We start from the raw sequence: 22,223 nt of genomic DNA on the forward strand, positions 1-22,223 counted from the left end.
ATGTCCCGGCGTGATGGGACCGGCGACTAGCCGATCCCACACGACCCGTAGGCTGGGACCGTGAGCACTGCCCGTCCGGCCACGACCCTCTGCGGCCGGCCCGTAGCCGTTGACCGCGCCCTGGTGATGGCCATAGTCAACCGCACGCCCGACTCGTTTTACGACCGTGGCGCCACATTTTCCGACGATGCCGCCAAGGCGCGCATCGATGAAGTGGTGTCGCAGGGCGCGGACATGATCGACGTTGGCGGAGTCAAGGCTGGCCCCGGTGCCGAAGTTGATGCGGCGATGGAAGCCGAGCGTGTGGTCCCAATGATCGCTTGGATTCGGGCCACGCATCCAGACATCTTGATCAGTGTCGATACCTGGCGGGCCGAGGTCGCCGAAGCGGCATGCGCTGCCGGTGCCGATCTCATCAACGACACGTGGGCGGGCGTCGACCCCAAACTGGTGGCAGTTGCCGCCCGCAACGGCGTGGGCATCGTGTGCTCCCACACCGGTGGCGCGCGGGTCCGCACTCGCCCCCATCGTGTGGCCTACGACGATGTCGTCGCCGATGTGGTCACCGAGGTTACGACGGCCGCGCAGCGCGCCCTCGACGCCGGTGTCCGCGAAGACGGCATTCTGATTGATCCGACGCACGATTTCGGGAAGAACACGCACCACGGCTTGGCCCTGCTGCGCCACCTCGATCGTCTTGTCGACACCGGATGGCCGGTCCTGATGGCGTTGAGCAACAAGGACTTCATCGGCGAGACGTTGAACGCCGATCTCGAGGACCGGGTCGCTGGCACCCTTGCCGCGACGGCGCTCGCCGCGGCCGCAGGTGCCCGTATGTTCCGCGTCCACGAGGTCGCCGATACGCGCCGCGTTGTTGACATGGTCGCCTCGATTGCCGGGACCCGAGCGCCCGCCCGCACCATTCGGGGGCTGGCATGAACCCCGGCCACGAAGGGGCACCCTGGGTGGATCGGGGTGAAGGAGAAGCGCATTGGTCCCACCCGGAGTACCCGTCGCTCCGCTCGCCTCGCACCTGGGACCGCCCGGCGTGGGATGTTGCCGACCTGGTTGCCGCCAAGAACGGGCGCACCGTCTCCGTTGTGCTCCCCGCCCTCAACGAAGAAGCGACCGTCGGCGGGGTGATTGCGACGATCATGCCGCTCGTCGGGACTCTCGTCGACGAACTGATTGTCTTGGACTCGGGAAGCACCGACCGGACTGTGGAACACGCCCAGGCTGCGGGGGCGCGCGTCATTAGTCGCGAAGAAGCCATCCCCGGACTGGAACCGGTTCCGGGGAAGGGGGAAGTCCTGTGGCGGTCGATCGCCGCGACCACCGGTGACGTGATCGCCTTTGTCGACTCGGATCTGATCGACCCGGACCCGATGTTTGTCCCGAAGATGATCGGACCGCTACTCGCCGACCCCGATATTCACCTGGTGAAGGGCTACTACCGACGGCCGCTTCGGACCGGCACCACGCAGGAACCGGGTGGGGGAGGACGCGTCACGGAACTCCTTGCCCGACCGCTCCTCACCGCCCTCAAGCCGGAACTCGGGGATGTTTGTCAGCCGCTCGGTGGCGAGTATGCAGGCACCCGCGAACTACTGGCGTCGGTGCCGTTCGCGCCCGGCTACGGAGTGGAGATCGGTCTCCTGATCGACACATACGACCGTTACGGGCTCGACGGAATTGGGCAGGTCAACCTGGGCGTCCGTCGACACCGGAACCGGCCGCTGGCCGAACTTGCCGTCATGAGCAGGCAGATTGTTGCGACGCTGCTACAGCGGTGTGGCATTGAGGACTCGGGTGTCGGACTCACCCAGTTCGACGTCGAACCCGACGGCGGCTTCACCCCGCACACCACCGAACTGCAACAGGGCGAACGACCGGCCATTGCCGACCTCGATCTCGGCCATCCGGCGAACATCTCGCTACCGTAGAACCATGGTGACGATCGGGCTTTACGTTATGGGTGTGGCCTTGATGGTCGCGCTCATCTTCGCGGTGGTGTGGTTTGTATTCGGTCGCGGCGAAGATCTGCCGCCGGTTGACAAGGGGACGACGCTCACGCGCCTCCCCTATGCCGGAATTACCGGCGACGATGCGCGGGCAGTGCTCTTCCAGCAGGCGTTCCGCGGATACAAGGTTTCCGAAGTCGATTGGACCATCGAGAAACTAGCGCGCGAGATCGATGAACTGCGGGCGGTCGTACAAGACTTGCAGGCTCGCGATGAGGTTGATTCGGCAAGTGCTCAGACCGGGCCGATGCCCGTGTTTGATGCACAAACAGGGCAGCCGAAGGGATCTTGATCCCCGCGATTCCCCGTGCGACGGGCGCTTCCATCAGCGAAGTTACGTACGTGCCGTCAGCGAACTGAGGTTTGCTCCATGAGCGAACTTATGTGTGTCCCAGTCGGACTGCGCGCAATGCATACCTGTGCGCCACGTATCATTAGGGGGAATTTCGTGAAGTTCCATTGAAGGGAGCACGACAGATGGCGGCGATGAAGCCACGTATGGGGGACGGCCCGCTCGAAGCGGTCAAGGAAGGACGTGGGATCGTCGTTCGGATCCCGATCGACGGAGGCGGACGCCTGGTTGTCGAGCTGAACGATGAAGAGGCGTCGGCGCTCGGCGAGGCCCTGCGCGACGTTACCGCCTGATTCAGAGTGCCGGTTCGCATCAGCAACCCCCGCCCCCGCCGGGGCAGCGGTTCGCTGAGGCGGCCGGCTTTCTGGCCTGTCCGGTCTGTTCCGGCGGTCTGTCGCCATGCGGTGCCTCGCTGGAATGTACCGAAGGCCATGTTTTCGACGTCGCCCGCCAAGGCTACGTCTCGCTGCTGACCGGGAAGGGCACCGTTCACCGGTCCGATACGGCAGCGATGGTCGCCTCCCGCAATGCGATTTTTGACGCTGGCCTGTATGCCCCGATTGTGGCCGCTGTTGCACAGACGTGCGCGTCGTCGAAGGTGATTGTCGATGCTGGCGGCGGGCCCGGGCAGTACCTGGCGGCCGCGCTTGACGTGGCCGCAGAGCATAGCGGCAGCGAATCCGGGCCCATCGGGATCGGTCTAGACCTTTCCAAGTACTGCGCGCGTAGTGCCGCCAAACGACATCCGCGGGCCGTGTCGGTCGTTGCTGATCTTTGGGCCGGACTACCGTTGCAGGACGGCGTTGTCGACACCGTCTTGTCGGTGTTTGCGCCGCGCAATGCGGCCGAGACCGCGCGGGTGCTCCGCCCCGGCGGCCAATGGGTGATTGTGACGCCCCGGCCCGCCCATCTGGCCGAAATCCTGGCCCCCATGCGCATGCTGGCTGTCGGCGAGGCCAAGGCTGCCCGGATCGGCCACGAATTGGCTGCCGATTTCACCTCCCCGCAGACCACCGTCGTACGCGCGGAGGTTGAGTTTGACGAAACTGCGCTCCTGAATGTGGCGGCGATGGGGCCAGCGGCGTTCCACCGCACCCACGAGGAGTTGGCCGCTGCCGCAGCGGCGCTGGCGGCAGGGGGTTCGGTGCGTGCCAGATTGGATGTCAATGTCACTGTTGCCCAGCGCATTTAGGGTGCCGGCTGGTCGGTCCGGCGTCGGGCGGATATGTTTGAGGCGTGAGATCACAACCGCATGTTCTCGGAATCGTCCTCGCTGGCGGTGAAGGCAAGCGGCTCTATCCATTGACAATGGACCGGGCCAAGCCCGCAGTCCCGTTCGGCGGGTCTTATCGGCTGATCGACTTTGTGCTGTCGAACCTCGTCAATGGCGGGTACGAACGGATTTGCGTTCTGACGCAGTACAAGTCGCATTCGCTCGACAAGCACATCTCGCAGACCTGGTGGTCGTCCGGGTTCCAGGGCGAGTTCATTACCCCCGTGCCGGCACAGCAGCGGCTCGGCCCGCGCTGGTACACCGGCAGCGCCGACGCCATCTATCAGTCGATGAACCTCATCTACGACGAAGAGCCCGACTACATCGTCGTCTTTGGTGCCGATCACGTCTATCGGATGGATCCGTCGCAGATGGTTGACGCGCACATCGCGTCCGGCGCTGCGGTCACCGTCGCCGGTATTCGAGTCCCGCGTCGCGAGGCGGTGGCTTTTGGCTGTATCGACTCCGACGACGACGGCAAGATCACCGAGTTTGTGGAGAAGCCTGCCGATCCGCCGGGTACCCCCGATGATCCCGACGTCACGTTCGCGTCGATGGGCAATTATGTTTTCACCGCCGATGCGCTCGTGGAAGCGTTGAAAGCCGATGCCGCGGATGGCGATTCGGACCATGACATGGGTGGCGACATCATCCCGGCCTTCGTGGCTCGCGGTGAGGCCTACGTGTACGACTTCGACGACAACGTGGTGCCCGGTAGCCTGGACCGCGATCGCGGCTACTGGCGCGACGTGGGCACCATCGACGCCTTCTACGACGCCCACATGGACCTGGTGTCGGAGAATCCGGTATTCAACCTGTACAACAAGCGCTGGCCGATTCGCGGCGAGACAAGCCACCTACCGCCCGCCAAGTTTGTGCGAGGCGGCACCGCCAACGACTCGGTGGTCGGTGCGGGAACCATTGTCGCGGGAGCCACCGTGCACGGTTCGGTGTTGTTTAATAACGTCTTCGTCGACGAAGGCGCGGTTGTTCAAGGCAGCGTCCTGATGCCGGGTGTGCGCATCGGCCGCAACGCCGTGGTCCGCAACGCGATCCTCGACAAGAACGTTCGAATCGCCGACGGTGGCCAACTCGGCGTCGACCTGGACCACGACCGCAAGCAACACATAGTCTCGCCCGGCGGCATCGTCGCCGTCGGCAAGAACGTCGTCGTAGAGTAACCGCCCCGCCTGCCGTTCTCGCATGATGCGTCGATTTCCGCACTATGTCAGACATAGTGCGGGAATCGACGCATCATGCGAGAACGATGGGGGAGGGCGTTAGTGCGGGGTAAAGGCGGCGACGCCCAGGGCCACCAGGGTGGGCACCGATTCGGTGTCGATGTTGCTGGGGAGGTCGTCGACGGGCCACCAGGCGAGGTCGACGGACTCGTCGCTGCGAACAATCGGCGGAAGGCTGCCGTCCGACGTGGGGTCGGCGACGGCGGCGAAACGCACGTCCAAGTGTCGGGTCGGAACGCCCAGTGAGCACGTAATCGGGTGCGTGTGCAGTTGCACCGGGCCCTCCGACAGCCGCAACGACGGCAGTCCCGACTCCTCCAGGCCCTCGCGAAGGGCGACGGCGGCGAGCGTGGGGTCGCCGGGTTCGCAATGCCCACCGAGCTGAATCCACTTGCCGACCCGCGGATGCAAGGTCAGCAGAACATGCTTGAGGTCAGCGGTGAAGACGGCGACCGATCCCGTCAAGTGGCCCGCGGCGCAGGAGCGTTGGCACCCGTCGGGGGCAGCGGCGAGGAACGCGAGGTAGGCGTGACGCAGCGAATCCTGGTCAGCGTCGGGCGCCGCCCAGCCGGTCAGCGATTCGACCGCCGCAGCGTGCAGGACCCCAGCATCAATCTCGCTCACAGCTCGATCACCAGGCCGTTGGCATCGGCGGGCTCGCGCAGTCCGAGTTCGTCGGCCGGGTAGCCGATCGCGACGGCGCCGAGCGGCTGCCACTGCGCGGGAAGGTCAAGCTCGCGGCAGACGACGTCCGCGGCGAAGATCGTCGAGCCAACCCAGCAGCTGCCGACTCCGCGAACCGACAATGCCACCAGCAGGCCAGCGACCGCGGCACCGCCAGCGACGGTAAACATGGTGTTCTCGCACGCATTGCGCCGCTCGTCCGGGTAGGTGTGCATACCTTCGCCAGTCATGACGGGCACCACGAGTTCCGGTGCGTCGTACAAGATCTGGCCGCGCTGTACGCGCTTGGCGATCGACTCGGGGGTCTTGTCGTCGGCAGCCAAATCCGACTGCCAGGCCTGTCCCATCGCATCGAGGAGGCGACGGCGCCGCTCCTTGTCGCGCAGCCACACGAATTTGATGGGATGGGTGTGATGGGGTGCCGGCGCGGTGAGGGCTTCGGCGAACGCCGTCCGCATTACCGTGTCGGAGACAGGCCCGTCTTGGAATCGGCGGACCGATCGGCGAGTCAGGAGCGCCTGCTGTTGCCCGAGTTCGATCGCCTCTTCGACGCCGAGGCGGAACAGATCGTCGTCGAGGTCCCTCACCAGGTCGCGCGCGACACTCCCATCATCGCGCGGCTTCATTCCGCGGACGACGGCGACGGGAACTCCGTCGAGTTTGCCCTTGACGAGATCGGCGGCCGCGGCGAGCTCGTCGGCGATCGCGATGTCGGTCACCATCAATGTATTGCCATAGCCGTCGTCGATGCCGTCGTAGCCATGGCTCACGGCGATCCCTGCGGCACCAATCGCCACATCGGTCTGACCGGTGCGCCAGGCGCGTCCCATCGTGTCAGTGACGATCACAGCCACCGACAGGCCGAACTCGGCGGCCAGGCGCGACCGCAGTGCTGCGGCGCTGGCATCTGGATCCAGCGGCAGCAGGGCAATCTGGTCGGTTCGCACATTGGAACCGTCGACGCCGGCGGCGGCCTGCACGAGGCCGTTCCGGTTGGCGGTAATAAGGGTGCGATTGCGGCGAGCCACCACCCGGACCGTCTCGTCGTCGATCAGCTTGCGTCGGAAAGCGTCTCGCTCCTCGGGGTCGGTCGGCGCGGCGACCATCCGACCCTCGGTTTTGGAAAACACCTTGCTGGTGACGACCAGTACGTCGCCGTCGGCGATCCACGGCGCGGCCGCGATGAGATCAGCGGCTAGGTCACTGTCGGGCCCGAATTCGCCGAGTCCGGTGACGGGCAGGATCTGCAAGCCTTCGACGGCGCGATGGTCATCGCCGGAGCCGATGGTCGTCACGGTGTGATCACTCCCACCAGGGCGCATGCGGCGCGGATCATGTCGGCGGTGGCCGCCGGGTCGGTCATCAGCAGGGGAGCGGTACCGATGGCGATGCCGTCGACTTCCGCGTGATCACCGTCGGCAATGAGCCACCCGTCGAGTATGCCGTTGCCGCTGCGCGCCCCGTAGTGCTTGGCAATGCCCTCCGCCGAGGTCTCGACGTTGATGACCGAAAGGCATTCGTCGGCCATGCCTCGCAGCGGCTTGTTGTCGATGACGGGACTGATGCCGACGACGGGCGCAGCGGTGGTGCGCAGGGCCGCCCGAATGCCGGGAACGGAGGTGATGGCACCAATGCTGACGACCGGATTGCTCGGCGCCAGCAGGACGATGTCCGCGCCGGTAATGGCCTCGATGACCTCGGGGCCGGGTTTCACCTCGTCGAGCCCGACTTGCGCGAAACCGTGTGTTGGCACCTGGGCTCGGTACCGGACCCACCATTCCTGGAAGTGGATTGCGACTCGCTCGCCCTCCTCGCCTCCTGGCTTATCGATGACAACGTGGGTCTCGTGACGCTGGTCGCTGGCGGGGAGCAGTCGAACGCCCGGTTGCCAGCGGCGATTCAAGGCGGCCGTGACATCGGTAAGGCTAAAGCCAGCCTCGAGCATTTGCGTTCGAATCAGGTGTGTTGCGAGGTCGCGATCTCCGAGACCGAACCAATCGGGATCGGCTCCGTAAGCGGCCAACTCCTCCTTGGCGTTCCACGTTTCGTTCTTATGGCCCCAGCCTCGTTCGGGGTCGATTCCGCCGCCGAGCGTGTACATGCAAGTGTCAAGATCGGGACAGATTCTGACGCCGTGCATGTACGCGTCGTCGCCAACGTTGACGACCGCGGTCACCGAGTTTGGTGTCTCGGGGTCGTCTGCTAGTTGCGGAAATGCTGTGCGCCCGAACGCTTCACGTGCGCCGAGCAGAAATCGGGCGCCGCCCACGCCGCCTACCAGTACCGTCACCTTCACACCGACCACTGTAGTGACCGGACTTTCTCCCTCGCACGACGGCGGTCGGCAGGGCATTCGAGGGGCCAAACGGATGACACGATTTCACGTCGTAGTTGGCGTCCGACACGCCATCGGTGAGAAACTCGACACGCCCGCCCACTATGGGGTTAGCACTTCTGGCACAGTTTTGTCGGACCTTGGTGGTACTAAGGAATCTTCGCCTTCCGCTTGACCCAAGCGCCCCCGAACGTGTCTAATCACATCAGTGTCATTTGAATTCTCGCGCCAGCCCGAGCTCTCTGGGAACCGCGTTGAGGTTTCATTCGAGACACGCCAATAGGGAATTTCGGTTCTCTATGGCGGGGGAAGCAAGTAACTAAGTCTGCGAGCTGGGAGGTGTCGGATGACTTTTCAATCCATTGGTGGTGAAGACCCGATCGGCTATCCCTTCGAGGGGCGCCACTTGTCGGTGGTGCAAGACAACTTCGAAGGAATGTTCGGTTCTATCGAGGACGAAGAATGGCAAGACCGTGCGCTTTGCGCACAAACTGATCCGGAAGCATTTTTTCCGGAAAAGGGCGGGTCAACCCGCGAAGCCAAGCGTATTTGCCAGGGCTGCGAAGTAAAGGCCGATTGCTTGGAGTATGCACTCCATAAGGATGAGCGATTCGGAATTTGGGGTGGCCTCTCCGAGCGTGAGCGCCGTCGCCTGAAGCGTGGAATCGTCTAAACAAGCGCTATTGCAGTAATGGGCGGGACAGCCCATTACTAGATTTTGCCGCCAATTCATTCAATCAATTGACCCTGTCGCCACGCTGCGAAAGGGTCTGCTCGCTATTGGCGAGAAAGTTCGCGCCGGGGGCCATTGCCCTCGTCATTTCTAATCGCTATCGGGGCCGGACTCGATGGTTTCTTCGTCCACCCCCAAATAGACGGCGACCTGCTCAATAAGGACCTCCCGCAAGATCTCCGGGAGCTCTTCGGCGTCGTGTGCGCGCAGTTCCAGCGGCCGACGGAACAAGATGATCTGCGCCCGCGTCGGATTGCCCGCCAAATCGACACCCTTGGGAATAAACCTAGCTAGGGGTACCTGGCCGTCGGCCGTGACGTCGTCGGGCCACTGCACGGGTTGGTCACCGCGCGGCAGGATGCGCGGAATGTCATCGACAGCTACATCCAGTCCGGTCAAGTGGTCATGCCAGCGCGCATCGATCTCGGTGAACGATTCGGCGACGACGGCATCGAATCGGTCGGCACGCGTGCGGTAGGCAGGCAGTGATGCGGGGATCAGCTGGCCGCGGATGCCGCGCCCCCGACGATCACGGAGGCGTCGTGGTGGCGGGCCGAGGAGGTGGTGCCCAGACGGCGACGGGGCTTCTCGATTGGCCATGTCGCCCACTCTAAGACATGCGCCCCGGGCTGCGTCCGCGTGTCGATTGTCCGGTGCGATGGGTGAGGCGATAGGCTGGCGGGCGTGAGTGTCCCTCGTCAGTGCTGCAGGCCCGGCTGTTCTCGCATAGCTGTGGCGACTCTGACGTTCGTCTATGCCGAATCAACGGCGGTCATTGGGCCGCTCTCGGCCAACGACGAACCGCATTCGTGGGACATGTGCTCCCAGCATGCCGACCGCATCACCGTGCCCGTCGGGTGGGAGATGATCCGCAGCGAAAGCGGTTTCAATCAGCCCGCAGAAGATCAAGAGCTGACGGCACTCGCCGAAGCAGTCCGTGAGGCGGGCGGCAACTCGCTCGCTCCGAGCGTTGGTTTTCGTGGGCGCCCCGACTTCGACGACGTGCCGCGCGGCCGCCACCACGCTGCGCCACGGCCAACTCCGGCTCCCGCAGTTACCCCGCTCCCGGGCCGCCGTGGGCATCTGCGTGTGCTGCCCGATCCGGTTGACTGACCGTTCCTCGTCAACCTCCGTCTCTAACGATCTTTCCTGTAGCGATCTTCTGTGGGCGCTCACGTCCGCAAACGCTGGGTGACTACTAGGCTGTGAAACATGTCTGCGTTGACTACTGACCTCGATGATGTCGACGGTCTCCTGGCCGCCGACCGCGAAGGGCTTCTCCGCGCTGCCGCAATGGCCGGAGCCGGCGTGCGGTCGGTGTCTCAAGCGCAATCGGAAGGCGTGCTCGCCAGCCTTGCCGACCTCCGTCCCCGCGCCGTTGTCATCGTGACGGGGTCCTCCGCGACGGCCCGCCGTGCAGCAGAATTGGTGAATGCCACCATTGCCCCACGTCTGGACGCACCGCTAGCTGTGGTGCCGTCGCTGCCCGGTTGGATCGGGCCGCTCGACGTCGTGGTGCTTGCCGGTGACGATGCCGGAGACCGGGCGCTCACCGACGGGGCGATGCGGGCCCTTCGCCGACGCGCGGAAGTTGTCGTTGTCGCGCCGCTTGAGGGACCACTGCTCGACGCGGTGGGCAACCAGCCGATCGTGGACCTGACACCGCGACTCGTCGTCGATCCCCGATTCGGCTTTTGCCGTATGGTTGCGGCCCTTACCGCTGTCTGTGCGGGCCTGACAGATGTTCGTTTGACGCCTGCCCCGCCAGATCTCGCCGAGTTGGCCGATACGCTCGATGACGAGGCCGCCGCCGACCATCCGTCGCAGGAGAGCTTTCACAATCAAGCCAAGTTGCTCGCTATGCGGGTACAGGGCCGGTCTGCGGTCTGGTCCGGCGACACTCCCGGTGCTGTCGCGGTAGCCACGCACGCCTCGGATGTCGCCTTCAGTGTCGCTGGCGTCTTGACGCCGTCGGCACCGGAAGTGACGCTGACCGGGCGCATGCGCGAAGGGTTTGGGGCTTCCGGATCGGCACCGACCGACGACTTGTTTTATGACCCTGACTTTGACGAACCGAAGACTATCGGCGTCCGCGGGATACTATTCACGACTGCGGCACGCCGCTGGTCCACCGAGCGGCGAGTCGCGGCCTTCGGCGACATCGATGTCCTCGCCGAGCGGCCCGCCGAAGACGGGGGACCAGAAATCGCCGAACCGTACGGGGACGGCGACCAAGGCACTGATTCGCCAGCGGATCTCGCCGCGTACTTGGTGTTGGCGCTGCGTGCCGAATTGGCGGCAGTGTTTATTCGATTGATAGGAGAAGCGGCCTGATGAAGCTGCTGACTGGAGTAGTGCGACCGTACGCGTGGGGTTCGCGTACCGCACTCGCCGAGTTGCGCGGCACACCGAGTCCTTCTGCGCATCCCGAAGCGGAACTGTGGTTCGGTGCCCACCCGGCATCGCCCGCACGTGTCTGCGACCGCGTCGAACACCCGGTAGACGGCACCGAGCCGCTCGACTGCCCCGACAATCTGTTGACGGTGATCGATGCCGATCCGGCAGGCGAACTGGGCACCGCGACCATTGCGGAGTTCGGCCCCCGTTTGCCGTATCTGCTGAAGATTCTGGCTGCCCAGGAACCCCTCTCCCTGCAGGCACATCCAAGCCTGGAGCAGGCGATTGCCGGATTTGCTCGGGAGAATGCCGCTGGCCTGGCACTGGATGACCCCGAACGGAATTACCGCGACGATTGGCATAAGCCAGAACTCGTCGTCGCCATTACCGAATTCGATGCCCTGACCGGATTCCGCGACCCACTGGTCACGATCGAACTATTGAAGCAGCTCGACGTACCCGCGTTGGACCCCTATTTGGGGATGCTGATCGGGCAGCCCGACGAAGCGGGTCTGCGTGCGGTCTTCACCACCTGGTTGACGCTGCCGGACAAGGTCATCGGAACTCTGGTGCCCGCGGTGCTGGAAGGCGCGATTTCGGTCCTGGGTTCGGGAGACGGCCGCTTCACGTTGGAACTGCGGTCGTTGCTCGAACTTGGGGAGGCCTACCCCGGCGATCCCGGTGTCCTCGCCTCACTCCTGCTGAATCGCATTCGACTGCAGCCCGGCGAAGGCGTGTACCTGTCGGCTGGAAACCTCCACGCTTACCTGCACGGCATGGCGGTGGAATTGATGGCCAACTCCGACAACGTGCTACGAGGTGGACTGACCCCAAAGCACATCGACGTCCCGGAACTGCTCCGCGTCCTCGACTTTCGACCCGTCACCTTGGAGCAGCTCATGCCCGAGGTACGTGGCCTCGGTGCCGAACGAATTTATTTGACCCCGGCACCCGAATTCCGACTGTCCCGAATCGAACTCGACGGTACGGGGATGCAATCGGCGAAATCGATCAGCTTCGATATGCCGGGACCGCAGATGCTGTCGGTGATGTCCGGCCGCATCGTGGTGGAAGGTGCCGACGGTAGCCGGCTTATCGCCGGGCCGGGCGATGCCGTCTGGCTGTCCGACAGCGACCCCGACGTTCTGGTGCGCGCGGAGTCGGCAAAGGCGGTCTTCTTCCGGGCCCTAGTTCCGGGTATCGATCACAGCGCCGGAAATTGATCGCGGCACTGGGAATTGATCACAGCCTCAAGTCCCATCGCTAGTCCACCTCGGTAAGGGTTCGCTCCGCAGCCGTGGAAACCAGTCGTGCCGTGGCCGAGCGATCCGCTCCCCGCACGACCACGGTCCCGGTGGTCGGATCCTGCCGAAGTAGTGGTCCGGGAACTGTGAGTGCCGACGTGTCTGCGTGCCTGCGGAGCAGCGTCGACCCCGGTAGTGCCGAGACCTCGCCAGCCGCGGTGTCGTCGAGCAGCACCCGCGCCGGTCGGCGCTGCTGCCCGATTGTTACCAAGCCGCCGCCGATAGCCATCGCCAGACGTTCCCAGCGCTGGGGGTTGTCGGAGGCGATAGCGACCGGAACTCCAAGCGCGGCGAGCCGCACCACCACTTGACGGACCAACGTGTCGTCACCGATCACGTGAGCTTGGGGGATGTTGGGGCCAGCCAATCGAAAGGCGACGGGTGCACCGGAAGGATCGGCCCCGATCACCTGACCATCACCGGCGACCGGAAGTGCCACGTGCGTGAGCGATGCGGTCTGCTCGGGCGTCAGGAAACCGGGGTCGTCGTCCGTCACCGGTCGAAGGTCGTGGTTGCCGGACCGAGCGGCGGACGGACCGCCGCCGTCACGGACTGTTCCACGCAGTCGTGGGCCAGCGGGGCCGCCAACCAACTGCAGGGTGAGCGACGTCGAGGCGGCATCGACGGTGCCGGGGGCCGCGATCAGGGCGGCCAGTGAGTCGCGGTCACGACCGACCCATTCGTAAGTGGACGAGCCGTCGACACCGGACCGGTCCGCAAAGCTTGCGGTGAGGTCGGCAATCTCGGCGGCGTTCAACGGCCGTGCCAGAACGCCGTTCTCGGAAAGACGATTACGCAGGCGCCGCACGCACCACAGCGCGGTGCGGAGCGCACCGGGGCCATCGCCGCCGCGTCGCGCGACCGCGTCGGGAAAATCGGTGGGTCGAATCCGAACCATCAGGTAGACGCTGCGATGCGCGGCAATTGGTACACCTCCCAGCAAACTGCGGTACGCGCGAGTTGCCGGACCATCCGACCACCACCCCATGGTGTGGCTAACAATGTCGACGGACCACGGTGCCACATCGCGGGCGGCCATCGTGGCGATCACTGCGGGAAGGATGGGCTGACCGGCTCCGTGGGGTTGGCCCACGACGATCGGAATCGGGTCGGACGGGGTCACTGCCAGCACTGCTACCAGCGAATCTGTCTCGCGACGAAAACCAGTCTGGGAGCCTTCCGACGGAACGTCGAACGGTGCTGGAGCCGAACGCGTTTGGGGACGATGCCCCCTGCGTGGCGAAGTTCTCCGCACAACCATTCGCGTCATAGTGCTCCCCCCGAAGCTGAAATCTGGTGCGACAAACTTCTCGAAACCGGCCCGAGATGAGGCTATCGCGCGGCTAGTGTCCATGCTGGGGAATTGATCGGGGGATTGATGTCACGACATATCACCACGCGGGCACAGGTCAGCGGCTATCGCTTTGGGCTGTCGCGAGCCGAGCACGCACTGGTTCGCCGCGATGCGGGAATGGCGCACGATCCGATGCGCGGACAGTCTCGGTCCCTGATGGCGGGCATCATCCTGGCGGTGCTCGTCGTGGCCGGTGCTGGGATCTACGGGTTCATCAGGCCAGCGCCGAGCGTCCGTGACGGCAAGATCCTCGCCGCTGACAACGGTGCGCTGTACGTCCTTGTCGACGACGTGATGCATCCGGTGCCCAACCTGGCGTCGGCCCGGCTGATCCTGGGGCAACCGCTCCCGGTGCGGCATGTCAGCGATGCTTCGCTGGCACGCTATCCGCGCGGCGCTGCGGTCGGAATACCCGGTGCCCCGGGCGCTCTCGCTGGGCCGGCGGTGCCGGGGGAGTCGCAGTGGACGCTGTGTGATGGACCGGAGGGGACGACCATCATCGCCGGGGCGATGGGTTCCGGCGCAACAGTCAGCGCCTCGGCACTGGTCGAATCGGCGGGGGAGCGATGGCTCATCTACCCCGCGCCGGGACCGGCTTCAGTCGGTCCGGTGCGGGCCCGCGTCGATCAGCGTCGCGTCGAATTGCTGCGTGCGCTGGGACTGGAGTCAGCTACGGCCCGCACGATCGATATCGGACTACTCAATTCTCTCCCGGTCCGGCCGGACCTCACCATCCCCGATGTCGCCGACCGCGATAAGCCGGGCGTGCTCGGGATGCCGGTGGGATCGGTGATCGCGACCGCCGGCGTCGACGGAATCGATCGATTTCGGCTGGTATTGGCCGACGGCGTCCAACCGCTGTCGGCGCCGGCCGCCGAACTGATGCGCTCGATTGATCCATCTGCCGGTGACGCCATCCGTCGTGTCTCGCCGCGCGCGCTCGCGTCGGTACCGGTTCGCGACAGCGTCGCGCTCGGACACTTCCCGGAAGCGACGCCCGTCCTTGTCGATGATCGGTGGCCGGTCCTCTGCCACCGGTGGTCGCGCCAGCAGGACGACAGGTCGGCCACCTTGCAACTGGTGGTTGCCTCACGACTCCCGCTGCCAACGGGGGCGAGGCCGGTTGTGTTGGCATCGGCCGACGGTCGTGGACCCGCGCTTGATCAGGTCTACCTACCGCCTGGATCTGGGGAACACGTCCTGCTCACGGGTATCGAACCCAACTCGGTGCAGGCGTCGGCACCGGTCTACATCAGCGATGCAGGCGTGCGATACCCGATCGCCGGTCCCGCGACCGCCGAAACTCTCGGATTGTCGGATCCGGTCCGCGCACCGTGGCCGATTATCGGCCTGCTGCCCGCGGGCGTCGAACTGAGCAGGGAAGCTGCGGTAGTGACTCGCGACGGCAGCTGAGCCGCCGGTCGGAGAGCGTCACCGAGACACGCGAATGGCAGCGATCACGGGTATGCCAACGCCAACCTGCGGACCATGGTTTCCCAGTCCTCGGCGATCTCGTCGTACGTCATGCCGACAACCTCGAGCAGGTGGCGGACGGTCAGCGCCATCAGCGGAGCGTGCACAGCGTGGGTCACGACGTCGAGGCGACCGCCGAAACCCAACTCGGCGAGCAGCATGCGCACATGCATTGTCGACATAGTCCACACCGGGTGCGACAGGTGGTCGTGCTGGTCCGCGCCTGCCTCGATGAGAATATCGAGGTGGTTGACGGTCATTCGCAGGCGTGCGCGACCGTATGCCACTAGTCGCTCAAGCGGTGGTGCACCCGGCCCCAACGGTTCCGGTCCCGACAGGAAAGCCTGCTGCAAGTCGGACTCGGAATGATCCAAGAGGGCCAGCATCAACCCGGTCCGATTACCGAAGCGGCGAAACACCGTCCCCTTGCCGACTCCGGCCGCGCGTGCAACAGCTTCCATCGTGACAGCAGCAGCCCCCTGGCTGTCGATCAGCGACTTCGCCGAAGCCAGGAGCAAACGCCGATTCCGCGCGGCGTCGGCGCGCTCTACTGACACTGCCGGGGCATTCGCCACATGCAGTTCCAGGGGGCCGGGGCCGTCGGAGATCATGCCCCGACTTTAGTTCATGTCGCGGATGCCGTGTTTGGTGCTTCGGTTGGTGCGGCGTGCCGTTGACTAGCGATTCTTTCGAGTGCGCAGCATCACGTCCACTTCGGGGAATCGCTGTGGACCCTGGTCCGTTTGTACAAGGTGTTGAAAGTCGACAGCGTCAAAGACGTCAATGCATCAAGGAGAAAGTCGTACATGACTGAAGGCAACATCAACATCGCGGTCCTCGTGGGCAGCCTGCGGGCGGCTTCACACAACCGTGCGCTCGCCGAGGTCACGGTCGCCAATGCGCCTGACGGAATCTCTTTGACGGTCGTCGACGGTCTCGCAGACCTGCCGTTCTATAACGAAGACCTGGATACGCCCGAGCTGACGGCCGCCGCCGTCACCGCATTGCGTGACTACGTGGAATCGGTGGACGCGGTCCTGATCGTCACTCCCGAATACAACGGGACCATGCCCGCGGTGTTGAAGAATGCCATCGACTGGCTGTCGCGGCCGTTCCAGGCCAGCGCACTTAGTGGCAAGCCAGCCGGAGTGATTGGTGCGGCACTCGGTGGCCGTGGCGGTGCGGGGTCGCGGCAGGAGGCGCGTCGCGCCCTGACCGTCGCTGGCGCTCGCGTCGTTGAAGATGTGGAAATTGGTATCAGTACGGGCGGCCTCGACGATGCGGGCATGAATACCCCGGCGATCGTTGAGCAGACTGTCTTGGCTGTGCGAGTACTCGGCGATCACGTAGCCGTGTCGGTGTAGTTCTCCGCAGGGCAGTTCTTCCGCGGGCCTCATGTGGGTGCCGCGGGACGAGGTTGATTTGTGTCGGAGGCGGGCACCCCCATCGACGGCGCACGACCACCGGCAGGGCCGGTCATGGCGATCCCATGGCCGGCCCTGCCGCTGTACTCGGGAGGCGTTGGAAGTGCTTGGGGATGATTCTGGGGACTACCCCCGCTAATCCTGGGGACAGCTTTGGGGACTGCGTTGGGGATGGATTGGGGATCAAATTTACGACACGCCGGGCGTTTGAAGACACGCCGACCCACCTGTGGACAACTCGCCCGCGACCTGCGAGTTTCAAGAATGTTATTCACAAGTTCTTGTGGTCTAGGAAAACCGCAGACACTAGGTGTAGTGTTTGAGGAGTCCGGGGGGAGAACGGCAGACGCAAGAGTTACGCGGATGTCATTCACTGCTTCAGAGCAGGGATACCGGTCATGAACATCTGTAGTAGTTCGCTCGCAATTGATCCTCATCTCAAAGGGAGTCACGATGGCCATCACCGTTTACACCAAGCCCGCCTGCGTTCAGTGCAACGCAACCTACAAGGCCCTCGATAAGGCTGGCCTGGAGTACAACATCGTGGACATCAGCCAGGACGATGAGGCCCGCGACTACGTGATGGCTCTCGGTTACCTGCAGGCCCCCGTTGTCGTGAACGGCGACGAGCACTGGTCGGGCTTCCGTCCCGATCGCATCAAGTCGCTCGCTGCAAACGCAGCCTGATTCGTCAAGCCAATGGCTGCGAATAGCAGCGCAGTGCCGCTCATCGTCTACTTCTCGTCGGTGTCGGAATACACGCATCGTTTTGTCCAAAAGCTGGGACTCCGGTCGGTCCGAATCCCGCTCATAGATCACACGTCATCCTTCCGAGTCGACGAACCCTACGTTCTGATCAGTCCCACCTACGGTGGCGGCAAGATCACTAGCGCGGGGAGCGTCACGGCACACGCCGGCGGGGGATACGTTCCGAAACAAGTCATCAAGTTCCTCAACGTGGAGCACAACAGGTCGTTTATCCGGGGCGTCATTGCCGCGGGCAACACGAACTTCGGCGCGGAGTTTGCCATGGTCGGCGACATTGTGTCGCACAAGTGCCAGGTGCCTTTCCTGTACCGCTTCGAGTTGATGGGTACCCCCGAAGACGTTGAACGGGTGTCCGAGGGACTCGCGCAGTTTGCGCAAAGTCCCGCGTTCACCGGCCGAGCCGCCTAACGGCGCTCCCGCCACAATCTCCAGCACCATCCGCTCGTATTAATTGCTGACGAACACGTCAGTGTCACCAGGGAGAAGCAGTGTCGCCCACCGCAGTTTCTGTCAGCCAGTCCACCATTTCGGCCAGCCAGTCGGGGGTCCATGCCGGACCGGCCGGGCATGAGCCGGGCGATTTGGACTTCCATGCGCTCAACGCGATGCTCAACCTGTATGACGCCGACGGCAACATTCAGTTCGAGAAGGACAAGGAAGCTGCACGCCAGTACTTCCTGCAGCACGTCAATCAGAACACCGTGTTCTTCCATGATCTGGACGAGAAGCTCGACTACCTGATCAAGGAAAACTATTACGAGCCCGAGGTCCTCGCGAAGTACGACCGCGAGTTCGTCAAGCTCCTGTTCAGCCACGCGTACGGCAAGAAGTTCCGCTTCCCGACCTTCCTCGGGGCGTTCAAGTACTACACGAGCTACACGCTCAAGACGTTCGACGGAAAGCGCTACCTGGAACGCTTCGAGGACCGCGTCTGCATGGTCGCGTTGACCTTGGCCGACGGCGATACCGCGCTGGCCCGCAACCTGGTCGACGAGATCATGGATGGCCGTTTCCAGCCTGCGACCCCGACGTTCTTGAACTCGGGCAAGAAGCAGCGCGGTGAGCCGGTCTCGTGCTTCCTGCTGCGTATTGAAGACAACATGGAGTCGATCGGTCGTTCCATCAACTCCGCACTGCAGCTGTCCAAGCGCGGCGGCGGCGTCGCCCTGCTGCTCAGTAATGTGCGCGAGCACGGTGCGCCGATCAAGAAGATCGAGAACCAGAGCTCCGGCGTCATTCCGATTATGAAGCTCCTGGAAGACTCGTTTAGCTACGCCAACCAGCTCGGTGCCCGCCAGGGTGCCGGCGCGGTGTACCTGCACGCGCACCACCCGGACATCTACCGCTTCCTCGACACCAAGCGTGAGAACGCGGACGAGAAGATTCGTATCAAGACCCTCTCGCTCGGCGTCGTGATCCCGGACATCACGTTCCAGCTCGCTAAAGACAACGACGACATGTACCTGTTCAGCCCGTACGACGTCGAACGCGTCTACGGTGTGCCGTTCGCGGACATCAACGTCAGCGACAAGTACCAGGAAATGGTCGAGGACAAGCGGATCCGCAAGTCCAAGATCAAGGCTCGCGAGTTCTTCCAGACCCTCGCCGAGCTGCAGTTCGAGTCGGGCTACCCGTACATCATGTTCGAGGACACGGTGAACCGCGCCAACCCGATCGAGGGCAAGGTCACGCACTCGAACCTGTGCTCGGAGATCCTACAGGTTTCGACGCCGTCGGAGTTCAACGAAGACCTCACCTACTCCCATGTCGGCCGCGACATCTCGTGCAACCTCGGTTCCATGAACATCGCCAAGACGATGGATTCGCCCGACTTTGGTCACAGCATCGAAACCGCGATCCGCGGCCTCACCGCTGTTGCCGACCAGACGTCGATCGATTCGGTGCCGTCGATCCGTCGCGCCAACGACGAAGGTCACGCGATCGGTTTGGGCCAGATGAACCTGCACGGTTACCTGGCGCGCGAGCGAGTCTTCTACGGCAGCGAAGAGGGCATCGACTTCACGAACATGTACTTCTACACGGTCGTCTACCACGCGATCCGTGCGTCGAACGCGATTGCCAAGGAGCGCGGCACCACCTTCGCCGGCTTCGAGAACAGCAAGTATGCGAGCGGCGAGTACTTCGACAAGTACACCGATCAGGTGTGGGAGCCCGCCACGGCCAAGGTTCGCGAGATGTTCGCCGAAGCTGGCATCGCGATCCCCACGCAGGAGCAGTGGGTTGAGCTGAAGGCGTCGGTCCAGAAGCACGGCATCTACAACCAGAACCTGCAGGCTGTCCCGCCGACCGGTTCGATCAGCTACATCAACCACTCGACGAGCTCGATCCACCCGATCGCGTCGAAGGTGGAGATCCGCAAGGAAGGCAAGATCGGCCGCGTCTACTACCCGGCGCCGTACCTGACCAACGACAACCTCGAGTACTACGAGGATGCCTACGAAATCGGCTACGAGAAGGTCATTGACACCTACGCCGCCGCCACTCAGCACGTCGACCAGGGCCTGAGCCTGACGTTGTTCTTCAAGGACACCGCTTCGACGCGCGACGTCAACAAGGCGCAGATCTACGCGTGGCGCAAGGGAATCAAGACGCTGTACTACATCCGCCTCCGCCAAATGGCGCTTGAGGGGACTGAAATTGAGGGTTGCGTCAGCTGCATGTTGTGAGTGTGACGCACGGTTACAGTTAAATTCCAGTGGCCCCGCTCTTTATTAAGAGCGGGGCCACTGGCGTCCCACATTGGCGTTCGCTGCATCGGCGTCAGATTGTCAGACCCTCGGCGTAGCTTCACTGCTAATCCTGTTGCTAGCGATGATCGGTGGCTGAAGATGGCGGAGAATCCCGGCGGTGTGGTCTACGGCATTCGATTGCGGTCAAGTTATGAGTACCGATACATCGGCCAGACGAGCAAGGACGTCGAGGTTCGCTTGCAGAAGCACTTCTCGACAGCACGCGGTGGTCGAAAGACTCCATTTACGACTGGCTGCGTAAGTACGATCGCGGCGAGATTATTGCCGACGTCTTGTCCTGGGTTGAGGGGCGGAAAGAACTTGGGCAGGCGGAGATCGATTGGATTGCCTACCTCCGCAAGGAAGGACAACCGCTGTTGAACATTTCCGATGGCGGCCTAGGGCCTACCGGCGTCGAATGGACTGAAGAAATGCGAGAGGCCGCTCGGGTTAGATCAACCGGCCGAAAGGTCGTTAGACGATCTGGAGTTGGTTCGTCGTTCTATGGGCACCACCACAGTGATGAGCAGCGAGCGAAGTGGTCGGCGGCCCGCAAGGGCACCAATTCTGGTCCTGACAACCCGAACTACGGCAAGTTTGGCGAAGACCACCCGTCGTACGGTCACACGATGTCGCGGGAGTCGCGGCAGAAACTCTCCGAGCAAAAGCGTGGTGCCGGTAATCCGAACTTCGGCAAGCGGGCGAGTGCGGAAACGAGAGCAAAGATGTCTGCCGTCCGAAAAGGTCGACCAATGCCGTCGAGCCGCCGCAGTGCGCATACGCGGCATCACACCAACAAGGGTGTCTTCAAAGCGACGTGCGAGTACTGCCAAGAGGATCGCTCTGACGGAGCGCAATGATTGCGCGAGACAGCTGCATGTTGTGTTCTGTGTGGTCGATCGCACCTCAGCGGGGCAGGTCGACGGTGAAGCGGGCACCGCCCAGTGGCGACTCGTCGAGGGTGATTGTTCCGCCGTGTGCGGCAACGAGTTCGGCGATGATCGCGAGGCCGAGACCGCTGCCGCCGGTCTGTCGCGAGCGGTCGGCTTGGAGTCGGACGAAGCGTTGGAACACCCGGGCTCGGTCGTCGATCGGGATGCCTGCACCGTCGTCCTCGACCACGATGCGGCCGCCGTCGTGGCGGGCCACCACGGTGACGGTGACCGTAGACCGGGCGTGCGTGACGGCGTTGTCGACCAGGTTGCGCACCACGCGTGCCAGCGCTTCCCGGTCGCCGGTGACCCGTGCGGGTGCGATCGTGGCGTGCACGGTCACCGCGGGCGGGGAGGTGATGGCGCGGACTTGCTCGTCGGTCACGTCGTCGAGGTCCACGTCGTGGCGGCGGGGGACAGGGCCGGCTTCGTCGACGCGGGCCAGAATCAGTAGGTCCTCGACTAGCCGCTGCATGCGAGTGGCCTCGGGGATCAGCGTGTCGGTGAGCAGCGCGCGGTCGAAGGTTTCGGGGCGTTCCTTCGCGAGTTCCAACGCGGCCGCGAGGGTCGCGAGTGGGCTGCGGAGTTCGTGGGACGCGTCGCCGACAAACCGTCGTTGTGTCAATTGCGCTGCCTCAAGACGGCCGAGCATGGAGTTCATGGTCTCGGCGACGCGGGCGATCTCGTCCGCCGTCGGTGGCACCGGTACCCGCGTGGATAGGTCGCCTGCGTCGATCTCGGCGACCCGGGACCGTATCCGCTCCACCGAGCGCAGCGACGCGCCGACCAGAACCCACGTGGAGGCGGCGGTGATGACGACGATCAGCGGGCCGCCGATGGCCAGAAGTATCGCCACAGTGGTCAGCGTTGATTCCACCGACTCGTCGTTGGCACCGACCAGAACCACCACGTGTCCGCTCGGGGTGTCGGCGGGACGGACCGCGACGCGCAGGCCGGGGGCCGGTGCCGTCGGCCGGTTTGCTCGCGGTGGTTGCACCTTCCCCTGGCTGCACGGTGACCAGTGGCGGCGCGGAGGCTCTGCCCGAGGTACGCAGCACGGTCCCGCGGTCAGAGACCACCTGCACCACCGATACCCGGCCGTCGATGGCGAACAGGGCGCCGTCGAGGTCGGCAGGTGAGTCGTGGGCGAGTTGGTTCACGATGTCGTTGGCACGAGTGATG

Annotated in this window: 23 protein-coding genes; 16 read left to right on the forward strand and 7 right to left on the reverse strand. The window is 64.0% G+C overall.

What is annotated here, in order from left to right; genetic code table 11:
- Positions 1–126: 126 nt before the first annotated feature.
- The 6 genes from folP to glgC all read left to right on the forward strand — a co-directional run bounded on the left by folP (position 127) and on the right by glgC (position 4,827).
- Positions 127–939 carry a dihydropteroate synthase gene (gene folP, locus AC1L34_RS01195; RefSeq protein ID WP_480035295.1) on the forward strand — a complete coding sequence of 271 codons (813 nt, stop codon included), beginning with the start codon at positions 127–129 and terminating at the stop codon, positions 937–939.
- Positions 936–1,943: a glucosyl-3-phosphoglycerate synthase gene (locus tag AC1L34_RS01200; protein WP_424294070.1), complete on the forward strand. Its 1,008-nt coding sequence runs from the start codon at positions 936–938 to the stop codon at positions 1,941–1,943. Before folP ends, AC1L34_RS01200 begins: the two co-directional genes overlap by 4 nt.
- Before the next feature lie 4 nt (positions 1,944–1,947).
- Positions 1,948–2,313, forward strand: a complete 366-nt coding sequence (locus AC1L34_RS01205; protein WP_424294069.1) for a DivIVA domain-containing protein — start codon at positions 1,948–1,950, stop codon at positions 2,311–2,313.
- A gap of 185 nt (positions 2,314–2,498) precedes the next feature.
- Positions 2,499–2,666 (forward strand): DUF3117 domain-containing protein, encoded by a 168-nt coding sequence (locus AC1L34_RS01210; RefSeq protein WP_424294068.1) that lies wholly within the window; start codon positions 2,499–2,501, stop codon positions 2,664–2,666.
- 119 nt (positions 2,667–2,785) lie between these two features.
- The gene (locus AC1L34_RS01215) at positions 2,786–3,565 is read left to right on the forward strand and encodes a methyltransferase domain-containing protein (RefSeq protein WP_424322956.1); all 780 of its coding nucleotides are present in this window, start codon (positions 2,786–2,788) and stop codon (positions 3,563–3,565) included.
- A gap of 44 nt (positions 3,566–3,609) precedes the next feature.
- Positions 3,610–4,827 carry a glucose-1-phosphate adenylyltransferase gene (glgC, locus tag AC1L34_RS01220; RefSeq protein ID WP_424325933.1) on the forward strand — a complete coding sequence of 406 codons (1,218 nt, stop codon included), beginning with the start codon at positions 3,610–3,612 and terminating at the stop codon, positions 4,825–4,827.
- A gap of 99 nt (positions 4,828–4,926) precedes the next feature.
- Here glgC and AC1L34_RS01225 read toward each other — a convergent pair whose 3' ends face one another.
- The 3 genes from AC1L34_RS01225 to cofD are packed head-to-tail and all read right to left on the reverse strand — an operon-like array spanning position 4,927 to position 7,867.
- The gene (locus tag AC1L34_RS01225; protein ID WP_480035296.1) at positions 4,927–5,502 is read right to left on the reverse strand and encodes an NUDIX hydrolase; all 576 of its coding nucleotides are present in this window, start codon (positions 5,500–5,502) and stop codon (positions 4,927–4,929) included.
- 5 nt (positions 5,503–5,507) lie between these two features.
- Positions 5,508–6,893, reverse strand: coding sequence for a coenzyme F420-0:L-glutamate ligase (locus AC1L34_RS01230; RefSeq protein ID WP_480035046.1), 1,386 nt, complete (start codon positions 6,891–6,893; stop codon positions 5,508–5,510).
- Positions 6,863–7,867, reverse strand: a complete 1,005-nt coding sequence (gene cofD / locus AC1L34_RS01235) for a 2-phospho-L-lactate transferase (RefSeq protein ID WP_424323122.1) — start codon at positions 7,865–7,867, stop codon at positions 6,863–6,865. Before cofD ends, AC1L34_RS01230 begins: the two co-directional genes overlap by 31 nt.
- Positions 7,868–8,342: 475 nt before the next feature.
- Here cofD and AC1L34_RS01240 point away from each other — a divergent pair, with 475 nt between their 5' ends.
- Positions 8,343–8,579: a WhiB family transcriptional regulator gene (locus AC1L34_RS01240; RefSeq protein WP_424294491.1), complete on the forward strand. Its 237-nt coding sequence runs from the start codon at positions 8,343–8,345 to the stop codon at positions 8,577–8,579.
- A 150-nt stretch (positions 8,580–8,729) separates the two neighbouring features.
- Here the strand turns inward: AC1L34_RS01240 and AC1L34_RS01245 are convergent, their stop codons facing one another.
- The gene (locus AC1L34_RS01245; RefSeq protein WP_424294486.1) at positions 8,730–9,239 is read right to left on the reverse strand and encodes a metallopeptidase family protein; all 510 of its coding nucleotides are present in this window, start codon (positions 9,237–9,239) and stop codon (positions 8,730–8,732) included.
- Between the two features lie 84 nt (positions 9,240–9,323).
- On the opposite strand from AC1L34_RS01245, the gene AC1L34_RS01250 reads away from it, so the two are divergent.
- From AC1L34_RS01250 to manA, 3 genes are all read left to right on the forward strand, one after another.
- The gene (locus AC1L34_RS01250; protein ID WP_480035047.1) at positions 9,324–9,752 is read left to right on the forward strand and encodes a DUF3499 domain-containing protein; all 429 of its coding nucleotides are present in this window, start codon (positions 9,324–9,326) and stop codon (positions 9,750–9,752) included.
- Between the two features lie 99 nt (positions 9,753–9,851).
- The gene (locus AC1L34_RS01255) at positions 9,852–10,973 is read left to right on the forward strand and encodes a hypothetical protein (protein ID WP_424294488.1); all 1,122 of its coding nucleotides are present in this window, start codon (positions 9,852–9,854) and stop codon (positions 10,971–10,973) included.
- On the forward strand, positions 10,973–12,259 hold the full coding sequence (gene manA, locus AC1L34_RS01260; protein WP_424294489.1) for a mannose-6-phosphate isomerase, class I: 1,287 nt from the start codon (positions 10,973–10,975) through the stop codon (positions 12,257–12,259). The genes AC1L34_RS01255 and manA overlap by 1 nt, the downstream gene beginning before the upstream one ends.
- Positions 12,260–12,299: 40 nt before the next feature.
- On the opposite strand, the gene AC1L34_RS01265 is transcribed toward manA, so the two are convergent.
- Positions 12,300–13,472, reverse strand: coding sequence for a type VII secretion protein EccE (locus AC1L34_RS01265; protein WP_480035048.1), 1,173 nt, complete (start codon positions 13,470–13,472; stop codon positions 12,300–12,302).
- Positions 13,473–13,718: 246 nt separating this feature from the next.
- Between AC1L34_RS01265 and eccB the strand changes: the two genes are divergently transcribed.
- Positions 13,719–15,107: a type VII secretion protein EccB gene (gene eccB / locus AC1L34_RS01270; protein ID WP_480035049.1), complete on the forward strand. Its 1,389-nt coding sequence runs from the start codon at positions 13,719–13,721 to the stop codon at positions 15,105–15,107.
- A gap of 44 nt (positions 15,108–15,151) precedes the next feature.
- On the opposite strand, the gene AC1L34_RS01275 is transcribed toward eccB, so the two are convergent.
- The gene (locus AC1L34_RS01275; RefSeq protein ID WP_424296210.1) at positions 15,152–15,778 is read right to left on the reverse strand and encodes a TetR/AcrR family transcriptional regulator; all 627 of its coding nucleotides are present in this window, start codon (positions 15,776–15,778) and stop codon (positions 15,152–15,154) included.
- A gap of 195 nt (positions 15,779–15,973) precedes the next feature.
- On the opposite strand from AC1L34_RS01275, the gene AC1L34_RS01280 reads away from it, so the two are divergent.
- The 5 genes from AC1L34_RS01280 (at position 15,974) to AC1L34_RS01300 (ending at position 20,969) form a co-directional block, all read left to right on the forward strand.
- Positions 15,974–16,531, forward strand: coding sequence for an NADPH-dependent FMN reductase (locus tag AC1L34_RS01280; RefSeq protein ID WP_424296207.1), 558 nt, complete (start codon positions 15,974–15,976; stop codon positions 16,529–16,531).
- 513 nt (positions 16,532–17,044) lie between these two features.
- On the forward strand, positions 17,045–17,278 hold the full coding sequence (gene nrdH / locus AC1L34_RS01285; RefSeq protein WP_480035050.1) for a glutaredoxin-like protein NrdH: 234 nt from the start codon (positions 17,045–17,047) through the stop codon (positions 17,276–17,278).
- A gap of 12 nt (positions 17,279–17,290) precedes the next feature.
- On the forward strand, positions 17,291–17,767 hold the full coding sequence (gene nrdI / locus AC1L34_RS01290; protein WP_480035051.1) for a class Ib ribonucleoside-diphosphate reductase assembly flavoprotein NrdI: 477 nt from the start codon (positions 17,291–17,293) through the stop codon (positions 17,765–17,767).
- Between the two features lie 80 nt (positions 17,768–17,847).
- Positions 17,848–20,046 carry a class 1b ribonucleoside-diphosphate reductase subunit alpha gene (gene nrdE / locus AC1L34_RS01295; RefSeq protein WP_480035052.1) on the forward strand — a complete coding sequence of 733 codons (2,199 nt, stop codon included), beginning with the start codon at positions 17,848–17,850 and terminating at the stop codon, positions 20,044–20,046.
- 356 nt (positions 20,047–20,402) lie between these two features.
- Complete coding sequence (locus AC1L34_RS01300) at positions 20,403–20,969, forward strand: NUMOD3 domain-containing DNA-binding protein (RefSeq protein WP_480035053.1); 567 nt, start codon at positions 20,403–20,405, stop codon at positions 20,967–20,969.
- 46 nt (positions 20,970–21,015) lie between these two features.
- Here the strand turns inward: AC1L34_RS01300 and AC1L34_RS01305 are convergent, their stop codons facing one another.
- Positions 21,016–22,038 carry a sensor histidine kinase gene (locus AC1L34_RS01305; RefSeq protein ID WP_480035054.1) on the reverse strand — a complete coding sequence of 341 codons (1,023 nt, stop codon included), beginning with the start codon at positions 22,036–22,038 and terminating at the stop codon, positions 21,016–21,018.
- Positions 22,039–22,223: the final 185 nt, after the last annotated feature.

It is taken from the genome of Gordonia sp. 34D (assembly GCF_056682775.1).